20 protein-coding genes are annotated in these 18,597 nt (G+C 31.2%); 19 read left to right on the top strand and 1 reads right to left on the bottom strand.

Features of this window, described 5'->3' with window-relative positions:
* The first annotated feature begins 53 nt into the window (after nucleotides 1–53).
* The 11 genes from RHP49_12840 (at nucleotide 54) to RHP49_12790 (ending at nucleotide 11,329) form a co-directional block, all read left to right on the top strand.
* Nucleotides 54–968: a geranylgeranylglycerol-phosphate geranylgeranyltransferase gene (locus RHP49_12840; protein WNH11783.1), complete on the top strand. Its 915-nt coding sequence runs from the start codon at nucleotides 54–56 to the stop codon at nucleotides 966–968.
* 2 nt (nucleotides 969–970) lie between these two features.
* A complete protein-coding gene (locus RHP49_12835) occupies nucleotides 971–1,564 on the top strand; it encodes a Maf family nucleotide pyrophosphatase (GenBank protein ID WNH11782.1) in 594 nt (197 codons plus the stop codon).
* 30 nt (nucleotides 1,565–1,594) lie between these two features.
* The gene (locus RHP49_12830) at nucleotides 1,595–2,539 is read left to right on the top strand and encodes a septum formation inhibitor Maf (GenBank protein ID WNH11781.1); all 945 of its coding nucleotides are present in this window, start codon (nucleotides 1,595–1,597) and stop codon (nucleotides 2,537–2,539) included.
* A gap of 52 nt (nucleotides 2,540–2,591) precedes the next feature.
* Entirely contained in the window at nucleotides 2,592–3,134 is a 543-nt protein-coding gene (locus RHP49_12825) for a mechanosensitive ion channel (GenBank protein ID WNH11780.1), read from the top strand.
* Nucleotides 3,135–3,154: 20 nt separating this feature from the next.
* Nucleotides 3,155–4,222, top strand: a complete 1,068-nt coding sequence (gene corA, locus RHP49_12820; protein ID WNH11779.1) for a magnesium/cobalt transporter CorA — start codon at nucleotides 3,155–3,157, stop codon at nucleotides 4,220–4,222.
* 386 nt (nucleotides 4,223–4,608) lie between these two features.
* The gene (locus RHP49_12815; protein WNH11778.1) at nucleotides 4,609–7,134 is read left to right on the top strand and encodes a PIG-L family deacetylase; all 2,526 of its coding nucleotides are present in this window, start codon (nucleotides 4,609–4,611) and stop codon (nucleotides 7,132–7,134) included.
* A gap of 116 nt (nucleotides 7,135–7,250) precedes the next feature.
* A complete protein-coding gene (locus tag RHP49_12810) occupies nucleotides 7,251–8,966 on the top strand; it encodes a sodium:solute symporter (GenBank protein WNH11777.1) in 1,716 nt (571 codons plus the stop codon).
* The gene (locus tag RHP49_12805) at nucleotides 8,944–9,930 is read left to right on the top strand and encodes a Gfo/Idh/MocA family oxidoreductase (protein WNH11776.1); all 987 of its coding nucleotides are present in this window, start codon (nucleotides 8,944–8,946) and stop codon (nucleotides 9,928–9,930) included. The genes RHP49_12810 and RHP49_12805 overlap by 23 nt, the downstream gene beginning before the upstream one ends.
* 104 nt (nucleotides 9,931–10,034) lie before the next feature.
* Nucleotides 10,035–10,460, top strand: a complete 426-nt coding sequence (locus tag RHP49_12800) for a hypothetical protein (GenBank protein WNH11775.1) — start codon at nucleotides 10,035–10,037, stop codon at nucleotides 10,458–10,460.
* A complete protein-coding gene (locus tag RHP49_12795; GenBank protein ID WNH11774.1) occupies nucleotides 10,450–10,650 on the top strand; it encodes a helix-turn-helix transcriptional regulator in 201 nt (66 codons plus the stop codon). The genes RHP49_12800 and RHP49_12795 overlap by 11 nt, the downstream gene beginning before the upstream one ends.
* 133 nt (nucleotides 10,651–10,783) lie before the next feature.
* Entirely contained in the window at nucleotides 10,784–11,329 is a 546-nt protein-coding gene (locus RHP49_12790) for an HNH endonuclease (GenBank protein WNH14422.1), read from the top strand.
* Between the two features lie 69 nt (nucleotides 11,330–11,398).
* On the opposite strand, the gene RHP49_12785 is transcribed toward RHP49_12790, so the two are convergent.
* Nucleotides 11,399–12,247, bottom strand: a complete 849-nt coding sequence (locus RHP49_12785; GenBank protein ID WNH11773.1) for a DUF2911 domain-containing protein — start codon at nucleotides 12,245–12,247, stop codon at nucleotides 11,399–11,401.
* Nucleotides 12,248–12,373: 126 nt separating this feature from the next.
* Here RHP49_12785 and RHP49_12780 point away from each other — a divergent pair, with 126 nt between their 5' ends.
* The 8 genes from RHP49_12780 to RHP49_12745 all read left to right on the top strand — a co-directional run bounded on the left by RHP49_12780 (nucleotide 12,374) and on the right by RHP49_12745 (nucleotide 18,580).
* Nucleotides 12,374–13,048 carry an aquaporin gene (locus RHP49_12780; protein WNH11772.1) on the top strand — a complete coding sequence of 225 codons (675 nt, stop codon included), beginning with the start codon at nucleotides 12,374–12,376 and terminating at the stop codon, nucleotides 13,046–13,048.
* Nucleotides 13,049–13,132: 84 nt separating this feature from the next.
* A complete protein-coding gene (locus RHP49_12775) occupies nucleotides 13,133–13,789 on the top strand; it encodes a TetR family transcriptional regulator C-terminal domain-containing protein (GenBank protein WNH11771.1) in 657 nt (218 codons plus the stop codon).
* A gap of 4 nt (nucleotides 13,790–13,793) precedes the next feature.
* Nucleotides 13,794–15,107 carry an AarF/UbiB family protein gene (locus RHP49_12770; GenBank protein WNH11770.1) on the top strand — a complete coding sequence of 438 codons (1,314 nt, stop codon included), beginning with the start codon at nucleotides 13,794–13,796 and terminating at the stop codon, nucleotides 15,105–15,107.
* Nucleotides 15,104–15,727 (top strand): flavin reductase, encoded by a 624-nt coding sequence (locus RHP49_12765; GenBank protein WNH11769.1) that lies wholly within the window; start codon nucleotides 15,104–15,106, stop codon nucleotides 15,725–15,727. Before RHP49_12770 ends, RHP49_12765 begins: the two co-directional genes overlap by 4 nt.
* A gap of 2 nt (nucleotides 15,728–15,729) precedes the next feature.
* Nucleotides 15,730–17,154, top strand: coding sequence for an SDR family oxidoreductase (locus tag RHP49_12760; protein ID WNH11768.1), 1,425 nt, complete (start codon nucleotides 15,730–15,732; stop codon nucleotides 17,152–17,154).
* 123 nt (nucleotides 17,155–17,277) lie between these two features.
* The gene (locus RHP49_12755) at nucleotides 17,278–17,502 is read left to right on the top strand and encodes a hypothetical protein (GenBank protein WNH11767.1); all 225 of its coding nucleotides are present in this window, start codon (nucleotides 17,278–17,280) and stop codon (nucleotides 17,500–17,502) included.
* A 155-nt stretch (nucleotides 17,503–17,657) separates the two neighbouring features.
* A complete protein-coding gene (locus tag RHP49_12750) occupies nucleotides 17,658–17,873 on the top strand; it encodes a hypothetical protein (GenBank protein WNH11766.1) in 216 nt (71 codons plus the stop codon).
* 23 nt (nucleotides 17,874–17,896) lie between these two features.
* Complete coding sequence (locus RHP49_12745) at nucleotides 17,897–18,580, top strand: SDR family oxidoreductase (protein WNH11765.1); 684 nt, start codon at nucleotides 17,897–17,899, stop codon at nucleotides 18,578–18,580.
* The last annotated feature ends 17 nt before the right edge of the window (nucleotides 18,581–18,597 follow it).

Below are 18,597 nucleotides of genomic sequence, written 5' to 3'. Positions count from 1 at the left end.
AATGATTATTCGTGAATTCGTGGCTAATTTATTAACTATTCATTTTTAACTAAATGCATAGCATTTTAAACCTTATCCGTTGGAAAAACTTATTAATGATTGCCTTAGTGCAATCATTAATAAAATATGCACTTTTAGAACCTTTTGGTGTAAGCACAACTCTTAATGCTTTAGGCATTTTTCTTTTAATACTAGCCACCATTTTTATTGCGGCTGCAGGAAATATTATTAATGATATTTATGATGTTGAAACCGATTTTGTAAACAAGCCTGAAAAGCTTATTGTTGGCAAAACTATTTCAGAAAAAACGGCTTATACCCTATTCATTATTTTTAATGTTATTGGCGTTGGTATTGGGTTTTACTTATCTAATAAAGTAGATAAAAATGCGTTCTTCTCTTTATTTGTCATTATTTCAGCTTTACTATATGTGTATGCTAGTTATTTAAAACAAACATTGCTAATAGGAAATATTATTATTTCTATTATAGTTGCATTAAGTATTTTAATTGTTGGTATTTTCGAATTACTTCCAGCTATAACCCTTCAAAATCAACAAACTCAACTAACCTTTTTCAAAATAATATTCGATTATGCCGTATTTGCTTTCATGATTAATTTATTGAGAGAAATTGCTAAAGACTTAGAAGATATTGATGGTGATTATAAAGCAGGTATGAATACTCTGCCAATCGCTATAGGAAGAACACGAGCTACAAACGTATTATTCGTATTATCTCTTATTCCTTTACTTTCTATAACCTTTTATGTTATAAATTCTCTTTATAAAAACGAAATAGCTGTTGGATATTTTTTGCTTTTCATTATTGGACCATTACTTTATATTAGTATTAAATCTTTTAATGCAAAAACAAAAAAAGAATACCATCATATTAGTAGTATACTAAAAATAGTTATGGTTTTCGGAATGCTTTCTTTACTTTTATACAAGTATATCTTATTTTAAATATGTTAAGCGAAAAACTTAAAGACTATCACATCATTTTAGCTTCGGGATCTCCTAGACGTCAAGAGTTTTTTAAAAACTTAGGTCTTGATTATGAAATTCGCTTAAAACCTATTAAAGAAGAATACCCAAAACGTTTAACCCATTTTGAAATTAGTAATTATTTAGCTCAACTAAAAGCGTTGCCTTTTAAAGATGAATTACAAAAAAACGATATACTCATTACTAGCGACACCATAGTTTGGCACAATAACAAAGCATTAGGAAAACCAAGAGATGAAAACGAAGCGTTTAGTATTTTAAAATCGCTAAGTAATGAAACTCATGAGGTTATTACTTCGGTTTGTTTCACTACAAAAACGTACGAAAAAACACTGCACGCTATTACTAAAGTAGCGTTTAAAAGTTTAACCGACGAAGAAATTTTATTCTATATAAAAACCGCAAAACCTTACGACAAAGCTGGTGCTTATGGCATTCAAGATTGGATTGGACAAATTGGAGTTACAAAATTAGAAGGCTCTTATTTTAATGTCATGGGACTACCTATTCATCTTGTTTACAAAACGTTAAATGACATTGCAAATACTTCTTAAGTCAGTAACTTTATAACAAAAGCCATTACAATGAAAAAGATTACTAAAGTTAAATTACTTTTTTGGCTAGCCATAGGCGTATTAATAACAACTACATCGTGTAAAAAAGAAAGCATTTCAAAAAATTTAAACGAAAATGTAGACTCCAATTTTGTTGCAAGTCAAGATTTTAATAACAAGAAAATCTCTAAAGAATTTAAAGATTATTGGTATGCTAATAATGCCGAAATCACATCGTACAAGCTAGAACAAGCACGCTATGGAGAAATACGTAACGGAAAAGCAATTTTAATTTATGTAACCGAAGATTTCCTACCAAAGAAACAGGTAAAAGCAGATAAAAACAATACAAATAACATAGCTGTATTAAAACTAAATGCCGTTAAAAAATTTAATACGGGTATGTATCCATACTCCATCATGCAAAGTACATTTTATCCTGTTTCAAACAATAAACATGCAATAAAAGTCTCTAGTTCAATTCAAGAATGGTGTGGACATGTTTACACGCAACTTAATAACAAAGAGCAGTTTGAAATCATGTCGCATTCATATTTTGAAAATGAAGGTGATACCAGTTTTAAAATAAACAAAACTATTTTAGAAAATGAGTTATGGACGCAATTACGTATCGATCCAAAATCTCTACCTACAGGCGATTTAAAAATCGTCCCCTCTTTTGAATATACCAGATTACGACATATTCCTATAAAAGCATATAAAGCAGTTGCTAATTTAAAAAATAACACTTACAGTATATCTTATCAAGAGTTAAACAGAACAATTAGTATAAACTTTAACACTAGTTTTCCTTATAATATTCTAGGTTGGGAAGAGACTTATAAAAGTGGTTTTGGAGACAGAGCAAAAATAATGACAACAAAAGCGACCCACATAAAAACAATAAAAACTGCTTATTGGAAAAAACACGATAATAAAGATGTCATTTTAAGAGATACACTTCAAATAAATTAATCTACTATTTTTTTTGAATGTATCTTTGTATTAATTAAAAATATAATACTTTATGAACTTTATTGGTTTTTTTGATAAATACCAAAGTGAATTACTTTGGAGCGGAATCATTTTAATTTCATTACTTATTATAAGATTTATAATCCATTTCACTATTACTAAAGTAGCTAGAAGAAATGGTATAAATGATGCTAGAATAAGGCTTATTCGCAGATACATAACAGTTACCCTTTTTTTAATTGCATTACTTATTGAATCCTACAATCTAGGCGCCAAATTAGCAGATCTTACAGTCATTTTTTCTTCGGTTTTTGCGATAATTGGTATTGCCTTATTTGCCATTTGGTCCATTTTAAGCAATATTACATCGGGTATTATTATGTTTTTTAACTTCCCTTATAAAGTAGGAGATAAAATAGAAATACATGATAAAGATTTTCCTATTACAGCGATTATTGAAGATATAAGAGCTTTCCAATTACATTTACGTCTTGAAAACGGCGACTTAGTAACATACCCAAACAATTTAATGTTACAAAAAGCGGTAACTTTAATAGAAAAGGACGCTATTGACGATGGTAGTGATGCTATTTAAACATTACATATAGTTATATCATGGCAAAGACTAGAAGCAAAAATTATCAAAAAAAAATAGGTCAAGTTCCAGGTAGTATTATTTATACCGGAGAAAAGTCTAGCTCTAAAATATTTATTGAAGCTATTGATTATAATAAAGATCAGTCTACAGAAAAAGAGCTTGAAACTATTGAAGAAACATTTGATTATAAGTATTCCGATTCTGTTACTTGGATTAATTTAAATGGTTTAAGTCATGTAAATGATATTGAAAAATTAGGTACTCATTTTGAAATTCATCCTTTAGTATTAGAAGATATTGTAAACATCTCACAACGTCCAAAAATTGATGAGTATGATGATTATCTATTTGTAGTCTTAAAAATGCTCTACTATGATAAAGACGAGAAGATCATATCAGAACAAGTAAGCTTTGTTTTAGGAAAAAACTATGTATTATCTTTTCAAGAAGCAGAAGGTGACGTTTTTGATGTTTTAAGAGACCGAATACGACATGCCAAAGGTAGAATAAGAAGTATGAAGTCTGATTATCTCCTTTACACTTTAATGGATGCAATTATAGACCATTACTTTAGCGTTATTGAAACTTTGGGTGATAAAATTGAAGATTTTGAATCCGATATTTTTTTAGGAAATACAGATAACACAATTAACAAAGATATTCGCGATTTAAAAAAGGAAATTCTTAGAGTACGACGTGCTATTTTTCCGCTTCGTGAAGTTATAAGTCGCATTGAAAAATATGAAGGCCCACTTATTCAAAAGAAAACAAAAACCTATTACAGAGATATTTACGACCACTTAGTTCAAGTTTCGGAAAACATTGATATCTATCGAGAAATGATTTGGAGTTTAATGGATATGTACATGACAACCATTAGCAATAAAATGAATGAAGTTATGAAAGTACTTACCATAATGGCTTCTATATTTATTCCTCTAACATTTATAGCAGGTATTTACGGTATGAATTTCGAGTACATTCCAGAGCTTCACTATAAATATTCATATTTCATCCTTTGGGGAGTCATGGTTGCTATTTTTATTGGTATGATCATTTACTTTAAACGCAAAAAATGGCTATAAAAATAAAGACTTTCTTGAAACCAATTATCCTAAAAACAGAGCCATAGAGACATTTCGGTGATTTCATTTTGACTTAAAAAATTCAAAAACCAAAATTCTGTATTTTAGATTCCCGTATTATTCAATTATTTAAATTTTAAAATAATATATTCATGAACTTACTGGTTTCACTGGAATAACAATCTCAACGGAAAAACCAAGCAAAGACTAGGAAAAATTCTTTTCGATTAAAGTTAAAGAAACATTAAAAGTACCGACTTCACTATTTTAGTTTGTTATATTTGAGTCTAACAAACTAACTGTTCATGGAACATCCATATCTTGACACCCTAGGTAATCATTAAATGAATAATACATGTAACCAACAAAAAACATTAGATATAAATATGAAAAAAGTTATATTTTCTTTTATTATAACATTACTTTCCTTTTCGCTTTTACAAGCTCAAAAACCAAAAACACCTTCATCTTCTCAAATATACGAATCTATACAAAAACTCAACTTTTTAGGTTCTGTATTGTATATAGCAGCACATCCAGATGATGAAAATACTCGACTTATTGCATACATGTCTAATCATGTAAAAGCCAGAACAGGGTATTTAGCATTAACACGTGGTGATGGCGGACAAAACCTTATTGGTCCAGAGATTAGAGAACTATTAGGTGTTATTAGAACTCAAGAACTTCTCGCCGCAAGACGTATTGATGGTGGCGAACAAATGTTTACAAGAGCTAACGATTTTGGTTACTCAAAACACCCAGATGAAACGCTTGCTATTTGGAATAAAGATGCGGTTTTAAGCGATGTTGTTTTAGCTATCAGACGTTTTAAACCCGATATTATTATCAATCGATTCGATCATAGAAGTCCAGGGACTACACATGGACACCATACCAGTTCTGCCATGTTAAGTTTTGAAGCTTTTGATCTTGCCAACAAAAAAACAGCCTATCCAACTCAACTCAAACAAACAAGTATCTGGCAACCAAAACGATTATTCTTTAACACAAGTTATTGGTTTTATGGTAGTCAAGAAAAATTTGATGCCGCCGATAAAAGCAAAATGATACATTTTGATATAGGCACATATTATGCCCTAAAAGGATTGTCTAATAATGAAGTGGCGTCTATTGCCAGTAGTCAACATTTAAGTCAAGGCTTCGGACGTTTATCTCAACGTGGTACTCAAAATGAATATGTCGAATTTTTAAAAGGAGATCCGTTAACTAATAATGAAGATGTATTCGCAGGTATTGACACCTCGTGGAATCGCGTAAAAGGAGGCAAAACTATTGGTGGTATTTTATATAAAGTGGAAGAAAATTTTAATTTCACAAACCCATCAGTACATATTCCACAGTTAATAGAGGCATACAAATTACTTCAAAATATTGAAGATGATTATTGGAGAATTCAAAAAACAAAAGAGTTAAAATCCATTATAGAAATGTGTGCAGGCTTGTATTTAGAAGCTTCTGCTGAAAATAATTGGGCTACACAAAACGAAACAGTCAACATAAATATTGAAGTTTTAAATAGAAGTAATTATCCTATCCGCCTAGAAAGTATCGAAAATGGTAGTGAGTTGAAAATTTCAAAAAACATAACTCTAAACGAAAACACAAAATATACTTTCAAGGAACAATTACAAATTGATAAAGCGCCGCAACCTACTTCACCATATTGGTTAACAAAAAAAGGAACGTTAGGCATGTATCAAGTAGATGATTCTAACTTAATAGGCTTACCTGAAACTCCTAGAGCTTTTCATGTTGATTTCAACCTTTTAATAGACAACACACCAATTACTTTTACAAAAAATATCATTCAGCGTTATTCAAAACCAGATAAAGGTGAATTATACCGTCCGTTTGAAATCATTCCAGAAGCTTCGGCTAAAATCTCTGAAAAAGTTATCATTTTTGAAAACGAAAAACAAAAAGACATTGAAGTTATTGTAAAGGCTGGACATAATAATTTAGAAGGTTATATTGAAATTTGTCACCCAAATGGCTGGAACATATATCCCGAAAAACAAAAGGTTAGCATTGCGAATAAAGGCGAAGAGCAAACCTTTATATTTACAGTCATTCCTCCTAAAAATCAGAGTGAAGGCAATATAAGTCCCATTGTTCACATCAATGACAAAGATTTTACCAAAGAACTTATAGAAATTAATTATGAGCACATTCCATTTCAAACCGTTTTATTACCAAGTGAAAGCAAAGTGGTTCGATTAGACATAAAAAAGAAAGGCGAAAATATTGCTTATATACAAGGTGCTGGCGATGTGGTTCCAGAAAGCTTAAAACAAATTGGTTACCATGTACGTGTATTAAAACCAGAAGAAATAAATGCTGAAACATTAAGCAGATTTGATGCTATAGTTATTGGAATTCGCGCTTATAACATTGTTGAAGATTTAAAATTTAAACAAGAACTTCTTTTTGATTTTGTTGCTCAAGGTGGTAATATGATTGTACAATATAATACCAATCGCGGACTAAAAACAGAGCAATTAGCACCCTATGATTTAAAAGTATCTCGAGATCGTGTTACCGATGAAAATGCCGAAGTCACATTTCTAAATCCAGAACATCCTATTTTAAACCACCCAAACAAAATTACTCAACATGATTTTGAAGGTTGGACGCAAGAACGTGGTTTGTATTTCCCAAATGAATGGTCTAACGAATTTATACCTATTCTATCCATGCATGATAAAGGAGAAACACCAAAAGACGGCAGTTTATTGGTTGCAAAACATGGCAAAGGCTATTACATATACACAGGATTAAGCTTTTTTAGAGAATTTCCTGGTGGAGTATCTGGTGCCTACCGCTTGTTTGCAAATATGCTTTCCATAGGGAAAGAAGATTTAAAACTAGAAGCCAAATTAAACGATTAAAATGTCTGAAGAAAAAGAAACAAAACAACCTTGGTTAAAACTTTACTCTATTGTTTTAATTGCCAATGCCATCTATTTTATAGCGTTCTACATCATAACAAAATCCTTTTAACACCATGCAAACTATAAGTTGGATTGATTGGACAGTACTTGGTATAACGTTAATAGCTATAGTTACTTATGGCACATATCAAACTAGAGGCAGCAAAAATGTACAAGATTATTTAAAAGGTGGTAACACGTCCAAATGGTGGACTATAGGGCTTTCTGTAATGGCAACACAAGCCAGTGCTATAACCTTTCTTTCTACACCTGGTCAAGCCTTTCATTCAGGAATGGGCTTTGTACAATTCTATTTTGGTTTACCCATTGCCATGATAGTCATTTGCGTGGTTTTTATCCCGCTATATCACCGATTAAAAGTATATACCGCTTATGAATTTCTAGAAAACCGTTTCGATTTAAAAACCCGAACCTTAGCTGCTATTCTATTTTTAATTCAACGCGGTTTAGCAGCTGGAATCACCATTTTTGCTCCTGCTATTATTTTATCGGTTGTTTTAGGCTGGGATTTACTGACTCTAAATATCGTTATCGGACTTTTAGTTATTATTTATACGGTTTCTGGTGGCACGCGTGCTGTAAATGTCACTCAAAAACATCAAATGGTTGTTATCTTTATTGGGATGCTAGTCGCCTTTTTTTTAATAGTCGATAAACTTCCTCAGGATATAACATTTAGTAAAGCATTAGATATTGCAGGAGCTAGTGGTAAAATGGAAGTTTTAGATTTCTCTTTCAATTTAGATAACCGCTATACATTTTGGAGTGGTATAATTGGAGGAACCTTTTTAATGCTATCTTATTTCGGAACCGACCAAAGTCAGGTACAGCGTTACCTGTCAGGTAAATCGGTTAAAGAAATGCAACTCGGTTTAATTTTTAACGGCTTACTAAAAGTGCCTATGCAATTCTTTATTTTACTAGTAGGCGTTATGGTTTTTGTGTTTTATCAATTTAACGAAGCTCCCGTTAATTTTAATCCAACAGCTACCGAGGTTGTTCTAAATTCTGAATTTGCTAATGATTATAAAATCCTTCAGAAAGAACAAAAAGACATTTTTAATGACAAACAGAAAATCATTGAAGCCTTCATAAATTCTGATAACCCTCAAGCTTCAAAATATATTGCAATAGCTAATAAAGCGAATGATGAATTAAGAATTGAAGCAAGAGATTTAATTGATAAAGCGTCTAAAAGTGAAGGTATTAAAATTGAAAGCAACGACAAAGATTATGTCTTTATTCACTTTATAATAAACAACTTACCTCGCGGGCTCATTGGTTTACTATTAGCCGTTATTTTAAGTGCTGCTATGTCTAGCACAGCGAGCGAATTAAATGCTTTAGGCTCTACAACTACAATTGATTTATACAAACGTAATACCAGCGAAAAAACGGAAGAACAAATGGTAAAAGCATCTAAATGGTTCACATTTGCTTGGGGTATTATTGCCATTGGAGTCGCTTGTATTGCCAATCTAGCCGAAAATTTAATTCAACTCGTAAATATTATTGGTTCTATATTTTATGGCAATGTTCTAGGCATCTTTTTGTTAGCTTTCTTCTTTAAATTTGTAAAAGGAAATGCTGTTTTTATTGGTGCATTAATAACTCAGGGCATTGTAATTGGACTCTACCTTTTAGATTTATACGAATATATTAACCTCCCTTTTCTATGGTTAAACTTTGTTGGTTGCGCCATTGTTATTACCATAGCATGTTTATTACAACTAATTAATAAAAATAATGACACAAGAATCACCACTTAAAAAAATAAAATGGGGCATTATTGGCTTAGGAAGAATAGCCAATCAATTTGCTACCGATTTGTTAACTATTAAAGATGCCGAATTATATGCTGTTGCTTCTAGAAATCAAGAAAAAGCAGATGATTTTGCTAAAGAATATAGTGCAACCAAAGCTTATGATAGCTATGAAGCTTTAGCAAACGACCCTAATATTGATGCGGTTTATATTGCAACGCCTCACACTTTACATAAAGAAAATGCGCTTTTGTGTCTAGAAAACGGAATTGCTGTTTTAGGTGAAAAACCTTTTGCTATGGATGCCGAAGAAGTTGAAGAGATGATTACCAAAGCCAAAGAAAAAAATGTGCTTTTAATGGAAGCGCTTTGGACTTACTTTTTACCACATTATCAATTTGTATTAAAAGTATTAGAAAATAAAACTTACGGAAACCTATTAAAAGTTGAAGCTGATTTTGGTTTTCAACGTCTGTACGATACAAACACCAGACTTTTTGATAAAAATCTTGGTGGTGGCAGCCTTTTAGATATTGGCATCTACCCTATTTTCGCAACACTTTCTACACTTGGCCTACCTAAAAACATTGAAGCTAGTGCTACATTTTTTGAAAACGGAGCAGATTCATCTTGTAATATGACTTTTAATTATGATCACGATGTAAAAGCACATTTAAAAAGTTCTCTTTTAGAAGTATTACCAACCGAAGCTATTTTTTATTGTGAAAAAGGAATTATAAAAATTAATACCATGTTTCATATGCCAACAACTGTTTCGATACTTATTGATGGTAAAGAAGAGATAAAAGATTTCGGTTATAACACTATTGGATATAATTACGAAACCATTCACTTTAATCAACTTATAAGAGATGGAAAAACGGAGAGTGATATTATGACTTTCGAGTTTAGTAGAAAACTCATAAAACTTCTAGACGACGTTCGAGACATTATTAAATTAGAATACTAATAGTTAGATTTTCATTACTTTAAGTTAACTATACTTGTCTATATGTAAAGTTTGTTTTACTTTTGATTTATCAATCACATAAATCAATTTAAAAACGAACACTTATGAAAACAAATTATTTATTACCAAACAAGTATAAGAAATTTGGTTGGACTTTATTTTTATTAGGAATAATTTCAGGAATAGTTCTACAAATTTCTGATGGAAAAAGAGATCTTTTTGATATAGGTCTAATTAATGACTTCGGTTATGAATTTTTAGATGAAATAATTTCTGTCCTAATAATTATTGGTGGGCTTTTAGTAGGCTTTACCAAAGAAAAAATTGAAGATGAATTTATATTTAAACTTAGAAACGATTCTTTAGTTTGGGCTATTATTTTAAACTATGTTATTTTATTAATTACTGTAATATTTATTTATGAAGGTAACTTTTTTACAGTTTTGATATATAATATGTTCACGCCACTAATATTCTTTATTATCCGATTTAATTTTTTAAAACTAAAATCTAATACTGATGAAGAATAAAATTAAAATCCAACGCGCCATTCATGATATGACTCAAGCTGATTTAGCAGATAAAATTGGTGTTAGTAGGCAAACTATTAACGCTATGGAGAAAAACAAGTATGTACCTTCTACAGTGCTATCACTTAAAATAGCTAAACTTTTTAAACAGCCCGTTGAAAACATTTTCTTTTTAGAAGATGAAGATTAACTAAAAAAAGACAATCTGTCGTCAGTTTCATAATTTTTTTTTCATTTCTTTTTTATTAAATTCATTTATTAAACCACGAAACAAGCTACATTCAACTAGATTGTAACGTATTTAATACAAGACATTGAAAAGAATAAGAAACTACTGGAATGAAAAATGGAAAGAGATTCAGTTTGATGAAAACATTTCTGAAAATGAAAAATTTAAAATTTCTAATTATGGTAGAATTTTAAATTGTAAAGATGAAAAAGAATATTTAGTAAAGAGATATTATATTAATGGTTATCAAAACTTACCTGTTAAACAAAAACGTAATGGGAAATTAACCAGTAGATATGTTCACAAACTCGTAGCAGAACATTTCCTTGAACAGGGAGATGGCATTTATGTTATTCATTTAAATTATGATAAAACAGATAACCGTTTAGAAAACTTAAAATGGGCAACAAAAAAAGAAAAAGAAAATCATCAATTCTCTAATCCAGATTTTAAAAAAATAGTTCGTAAAAAACCATCGCACACAAAACTTACAGAAACTAAAGTCAAACTAATTAAAAGAAAAATAAACGATCCTAAACGAAGAACGCGAATGAAGATGATAGCTAAACAATTTGGCATTTCAGAAATGCAACTTTATCGAATAAAAAGAGGTGAAAATTGGGCTTCTGTTACAGAATAGTAAAATCTAAACAAAAAACGCAACTCTTAACAAGTTGCGTTTTTCATATTTCTAGAAGCATCTAAAAATCTACATGCCACTCCACTCAGCAATAGATTCTTTATTCATTTTTACATAATCTGCATTACCAGCCGCTTCTGCTCCTGCTAACGATTTTTTAGCTACAGCAATAGCGCCTTTAACATCACCCGCTTTAGCATAGATTAATGATTGTTGTCTTAACTGCCAAAAAGGGGGATTATCCCCTGCCATAGCAATCGCTTTATCAATCCACGTTTTGGCTTGATTAACATCTTTACCAGCTTGTAAATAATACACTGCAGATGCATAATAATCTCCAGCTCCAGGACCATTCATGATTTTATCTATAGAGGCACTTACCATTTTATCGGTAGGGACTTCAAAAGGCACGCTTACATAAGTACTTTCCCAAATAAATTCCAGTTGTGCACCATTATTAGTTATGGCATTAATATCTATGGTAAAAGTCTCAACATTAAATGGCATTTGATGAACCTTTGCGGTAGTTTTTGCTACTACTTTTGCTTCATCCCACTCACCTGGTGTTCCCCAATTGCTAGTGTCACTATAAAAAACAACCTCCCAAGACTCTTCACCTGGTGTCGCATAAATAGCATATGTACCTGCTTTTAACGTTTGTCCTTCAACAGTAACATCATCACTAAATGTAATTTTCGTGTTTGCATTAGCACCTAAACGCCAAAGCTTTCCAAAAGGCACTAAATCTCCAAAAATAGTACGCCCACGCATACTTGGTCTAGAGTATTCCAAAGTCACATCTGTTAATCCAACCTTTTGCTCCATTTTGGAAAAAGGACTAGGTTGTGGCGTTTCAATTTGAGCATTTACCGAATAAACCGTTGTAAATGCTAATAAGATTAATAGTAGTTTTTTCATTTTAAGTAGTAATTAGATTATTTATTGTTTGGTATAAATTTACGTATCAAAATCCCTTTAATTGTTAACAAAAGCTTAAAATAAGACATTGTATATTTGCTGCATTAAATTAAGTAAAAGCATAAAATGAATAAAATAACCAATATGAAACAGTATTACGCAGAAACTATAGGCACCTTCGCCATGGTATTTTGTGGTTGTGGCGCTATGACAATTAACGAAATTACTAACGGAAGTATTTCTCATGTTGGTGTTGCCGCCACTTGGGGACTTATAGTAATGGCAATGATATATGCTTTTGGAGAAATTTCAGGAGCACACTTTAACCCTGCTGTTACTATTGGTTTTGCTTTTGCTAAAAAATTCTCATGGAAACAAGTGCCTAGATACATTTTAGCGCAAGCGATTGGCGCTATTTTAGCTGCATTTTTATTATGGTTTCTATTTCCTGAAAGTCAGTTTTTGGGAGAAACTACGCCTGCAGAGGGTTTCCCTCCTTATAAAGCAGCAATACTAGAGTTTTTACTTACCTTCTTTTTAATGGTAGTTATTATAAATATTTCAACAGGAAGTAAAGAAATTGGTACCATGGCCGCTATTGCTGTTGGTGGTGTTATTCTTTTAGAAGCTATGTTTGCAGGTCCTATGACTAAAGCTTCTATGAATCCTATTCGCTCTATTGCTCCTGCCCTTTTTACTGGTAATTTTCAATATTTATGGTTATATATATCTGCTCCAATCTTAGGAGCTATTACCGCCGTTTCTAGCTGCAAACTACTAATTGACGACCTTTGTTGTTAAAGTTTACATAAAAAACAACTTATTTTGTTTAACAAAAACTAAAATAAGTTAAACATTTTGTATCTTTACCATAAATTAATAATTATGGCAAAGAATAAAACGATTTCAAGACACGATATCATGTCCTTTTATATGGACTATGTATTAGAACATGGCGAAAATCCTAAATCGGTTTTTGTTTTTTCTAAAATGCACCACTTTGAAGAAGCTAAATTTTATGAATTCTTTTCTTCTTTTGAAACTATTGAAATAGAAATTTTTGAAGCCTTCTTTCATAATTCTATAGCTATTTTAAATAAAAGTGAAGATTATGAAAGCTTTGACTCTAGAAACAAGCTTCTAAGCTTATACTTTACTTTTTTTGAAAATCTAACAGCAAATAGAAGCTACGTTATATATGCACTTAACAAGCACAAAAACAGTTTAAAAGGATTAAAAATACTATCAGGATTAAAACAGCATTTCTCAAATTACATAGACCATTTAGATATAGAGATGCTGGAAATTAAACAAGAACAGCTTGAAAAAATTCAACAAAAGGCATTAAAAGAATCAGCATGGATACAATTACTTTTAACTATGAAATTCTGGATTGATGATACTTCGCCTTCTTTTGAAAAAACAGACATTTTTATCGAAAAATCTGTAAATACAAGCTTTGATGTACTGGATATAGCACCAATAAAAAGTGTTATCGATTTAGGGAAATTCCTTTTCAAAGAAAAATTCCAAATGAATTAAGCCTATGCAAACTATAGATAAAATACCTACGTCTAAAATACAACGTGCTACAAAATTGGTTTCAACAGGAGCTAAAGTTGGCGTTAATTACATTAAGTATTATGGCGATAAAATGGTTAATTCTGAAATTGAAGCCAAAGCCCGATTAAATAAAAATAATGCAACAGATATATATGATGGTTTAAAGCAGCTAAAGGGAAGCGCTCTAAAAGTAGCACAAATGCTTAGTATGGAAAAAAGTATTTTACCTCAAGCTTATGTAGAGAAATTTTCGCTAGCACAATTCTCTGTTCCACCATTATCTCCTCCTCTTGTATTAAAAACTTTTAAAAAATATTTTGGTAAAACACCTAATGACATATTCGATACTTTTAACGCAACTTCTGTAAACGCTGCCAGCATTGGTCAAGTGCATATTGCAGAAAAAGATGGGAAAAAACTTGCTGTGAAAATCCAATATCCAGGAGTTGCGGAAAGTATTGCTTCAGATTTAGCTATGGTTAAACCTATTGCTATGAATATGTTTAATATTAAAGGCAAAGACTCTGATAAATATTTTAAAGAAGTAGAAAACAAGTTGGTTGAGGAAACAAATTATGTGTTGGAAATGAAGCAAAGTAAAGAAATTGCTGCTGCTTGCTCTCACATTTCCAACCTATTGTTTCCTAAGTATTACGAAGAATTCTCTTCAGAACGTATTATTACTATGGATTATATGGAAGGTGAACATCTTTCTGAATTTACGGCATATAATACCAACCAAGAAAAAGCAAATACATTAGGGCAAGCCCTTTGGGACTTCTATATGTTTCAAATTCATAAACTAAAAAAGGTACATGCAGACCCACACCCAGGAAATTTTTTAATATCAAAGCAAGGAGAATTAATAGCACTTGATTTTGGGTGTATGAAATCTATTCCTAATGAATTTTATACACCTTATTTTGAACTTGCAAATCCTGAAAACATCAATAACGAAGCGTTTTTTATTTCAAAATTATATGAATTAGAAATACTTAAGGAAGATGACAGCAAAGAAGAACTTGAGTTTTTCACGAAAATGTTTCATGACATGCTAAGTTTGTTTACACAACCGTTCCACTCTGAAACTTTCGATTTTTCAGATGCTAAATTCTTTGGCAAAATAGCAGAATTGGGAGAACGGTATTCAAAAAGTACTGACTTAAAAAAAATGAATGGTAATCGCGGGTCTAAGCACTTCATTTACATAAACAGAACCTTTTTTGGTCTCTACAATTTAATGTTTGATCTTAAATCTGAAAATATTAAAATAAATAATTATACCGATTTAGAATGAATTATTTAAATGAAGATACCATAGAAAATCTTGAACATTTATATAAAATTAATTTAATAAATAGCTGTTCTGGTTATAAATCATCTAACCTAATAGGAACGAAATCTAACACAGGTATAGAAAACGTTGCAGTATTTAGTTCTGTAACTCACATTGGTTCTAGTCCTGCCATGTTAGGGCTATTTATGAGACCAACAACAGTTATTAGGAATACCTACGACAATATTAAAGCAACTGGTTTTTATACTATAAATCACATTCATGAAAATATAATAGAAGACGCACATCATACATCGGCTAAATATGATGGTTCCATATCAGAATTTGAGGTTACTAATTTAAATTCTGAATATAAAAACAATTTTTACGCGCCTTTTGTAAAAGATGCACCTGTACAATTAGCAATGCAATTTGTAGAGGAATATGATATTCAAGCAAATAACACTATATTGGTTATTGGTAAAATTATTGGTATACACCTTAAGGACAATATTTTGCAAAATGATGGATTTATAGATCTAGCAAAGGCAAAAGTTGCCGCTATAAATGGTTTAGATGGCTATGCCATTCCTGAAAATAATACACGTTTTGGTTACCAAAGACCAAAATTACAAATATAAAAATGAAGATTCTTGTTACAGGCGCTACTGGCTATATAGGTAAACGACTTATCCCGCTTTTAATAAACGAGGGGCATCAGGTTGTTTGTGTAGTTCGTGATAAACTAAGAGCTGATAAAAACTATATAGAAGAAGAAAACATCTATATTATTGAAGCCGATTTTTTAAAATCGGATACACTAAATAATATCCCTAAAGATATTGATGTTGCTTATTACTTAATTCATTCCATGTCTAACCCTTCAAAAGATTTTGAATCTCTTGAAGCGCGTTGTGCCACAAATTTTAAATCCTACATAGAAACCACAAACACCAAGCAGGTCATTTATTTGGGTGGCATAACTAACGAAGAAGAACTATCAAAACATTTACGTTCAAGAAAAAATGTTGAAGACATTTTAGTTTCAAAAAAATATGCTACAACTATATTTAAAGCTGGTATTATTGTGGGTTCTGGCAGTTCTTCTTTCGAAATTATTAGAGATTTAGTAGAAAAACTTCCTTTTATGATAGCCCCAAAATGGCTAAACACAAAAACACAACCGCTAGCTGTTAGAGACGTATTAGCATTTTTGTATGGCGCAGCTGGAAACAAAGAATTATTCAATAAAACATATGATGTTTTTGGTCCAGAAATTTTAACTTATAAAGAGTTGCTACTTCAATTTGCAAAAGCTAGAAACTTAAAACGCTATATTTTAACAGTACCAGTAATGACGCCAAAACTATCATCATATTGGCTTTACTTTGTAACTTCAACCTCATATAAATTAGCTTCTACTTTGGTTGACAGTATGGGGGTTCAAATTATTGGCAAACCAAGTAATATAAATAAACTACTAAATGTAAACCCTTTAACTTACATCCAAGCTGTAGAGCTTGCCTTTGAAAAAATAGAGCAAAACAGTATCGTTTCTAGTTGGAAAGATGCGATGGTAAGTAGCGGCAGATTAAGAAACAATCTACATAAATATATCAATGTCCCGCAGTATGGCTGCTTTAAAGATTACAAAGAAAGACCTGTAAAAGACACCAAAAAAACCATAGACAAAATCTGGAGTATTGGTGGCACCACGGGTTGGTATTACGGAACTTTTTTATGGAAAATACGAGGTTATATTGATAAACTTTTTGGAGGTATTGGCCTGCGTAGAGGCCGCACGAGTCCTATAGACTTAGATGCTGGTGATGCCTTAGATTTTTGGCGTGTTATTTTTGCAGATAAAGAACAACAAAAACTTCTACTCTACGCTGAGATGAGACTTCCTGGTGAAGCGTGGTTAGAGTTTAAAATAGAAAACAACCTATTAAAACAAACAGCGACCTTCAGGCCTCGAGGACTTTGGGGTCGCCTGTATTGGTATAGTGTGCTCCCTTTTCATGGGTTTATTTTTAAAGGTATGATTAACAAACTTTCACAAGCGTAATAAATTATTCTTATGACGGCATCAATTATCCTGTTCAATATAAATAGAAATAAATTAAACAATTCTGTAATTTTACACCTAATAAAAATATAGTAATTAATACAATTTTATATACCTATAATAATGGACATAATAGACAAAGCACTAGAATTTGAGAAAACAAAAATGAGATCGTTATCAACAAGCGATCGTGTAAAACTATCTCGTGAAGCTAAAGCTTTAATACTAGATTTAAACGAGATCTATAAAGCAAAAAAAGATGAAAAAATCATGGATATCATGAAGCGCTTAACGGTGATAAAAAGAAAAGTAGAAAAGCGTCTTAAAGGAGCGCCTTTAACTGCTTAAAACACAAAAAAATCGGAATAAAAAAATAAATTATTAATTTTCTCTTAATAAATTGCTATAAAAATCAATAATCTCTTAGATTTTATTATATTGGCAAATTCTGAAAATATTTTACATTCGGAATAAACAAAATTAGATTAAAGATTAATAAAATTATGGAGATTATTGATAAAGCTTTAGAATTCGAACAACGTAAACACACTTTTAAAACAACAAGTGAACGTATTGAATCATCTAGAGAAGTTAAAGATTTAATATTAAGTTTAAATGCTATTTATAAAGAAGAAAAAGATCCGGAAATAATGGATCTAATGAAGCGATTAACAGCTATTAAACAAAAAATTGAAAAACGGCTAAAGGGCAGGCCATAAAGCAAACCATGCCCTGAAACCATATGAAAACAATTATTGTTGTAGGTGGAAGTAAGGGCATTGGAAATGCCATACTAAAAAAGCTACTTAACTATTCTAAAGTTATAAATATTAGCAGAACCCTCCCAGGATTCCATCATGCTAATTTAACTCACTTTTCTTGCGATATTACTCAAGATAATCTCCCAGATATTGAAGCTGCAGATGCGCTCATTTATTGTCCTGGTAGTATTAACTTAAAGCCTATAACCAGACTGAGTATTGACGATTTTAAAAACGATTTTGAAATTAATGTACTTGGAGCGGTTAAAGCAATTCAAAAATATCTTTCAATACTTAAACAAGGTAACCAACCTGCTATACTTCTTTTTAGCACCGTTGCAACGCAATTAGGTATGCCTTTTCATGCCAGCATTGCTACCGCAAAATCTGGAGTTGAAGGTTTAGTAAAATCATTAGGAGCAGAACTTGCGCCTACTATTCGTATTAATGCCATAGCGCCTACTGTTACAAATACAGATCTGGCTTCTAAACTATTACGAAATGACAAAATGATTGAAAACATTACAGAACGCCATCCTTTAAAAAAGTTTTTAAATCCCGAAGAAGTTGCAGATATGGCTGAGTTCTTAATTTCAGAAAAATCAACATCACTATCAGGTCAAATTTTTAAAATGGACTGTGGTATTGTATCCTTTAAAATATAATAAATGAAAAAAATAAT

The sequence above is a fragment of the Flavobacteriaceae bacterium HL-DH10 genome (assembly GCA_031826515.1).
Classification (GTDB): Bacteria; Bacteroidota; Bacteroidia; order Flavobacteriales; family Flavobacteriaceae; genus Thalassobellus; species Thalassobellus suaedae.
This window is presented reverse-complemented; position numbering and strand designations above follow the sequence as displayed.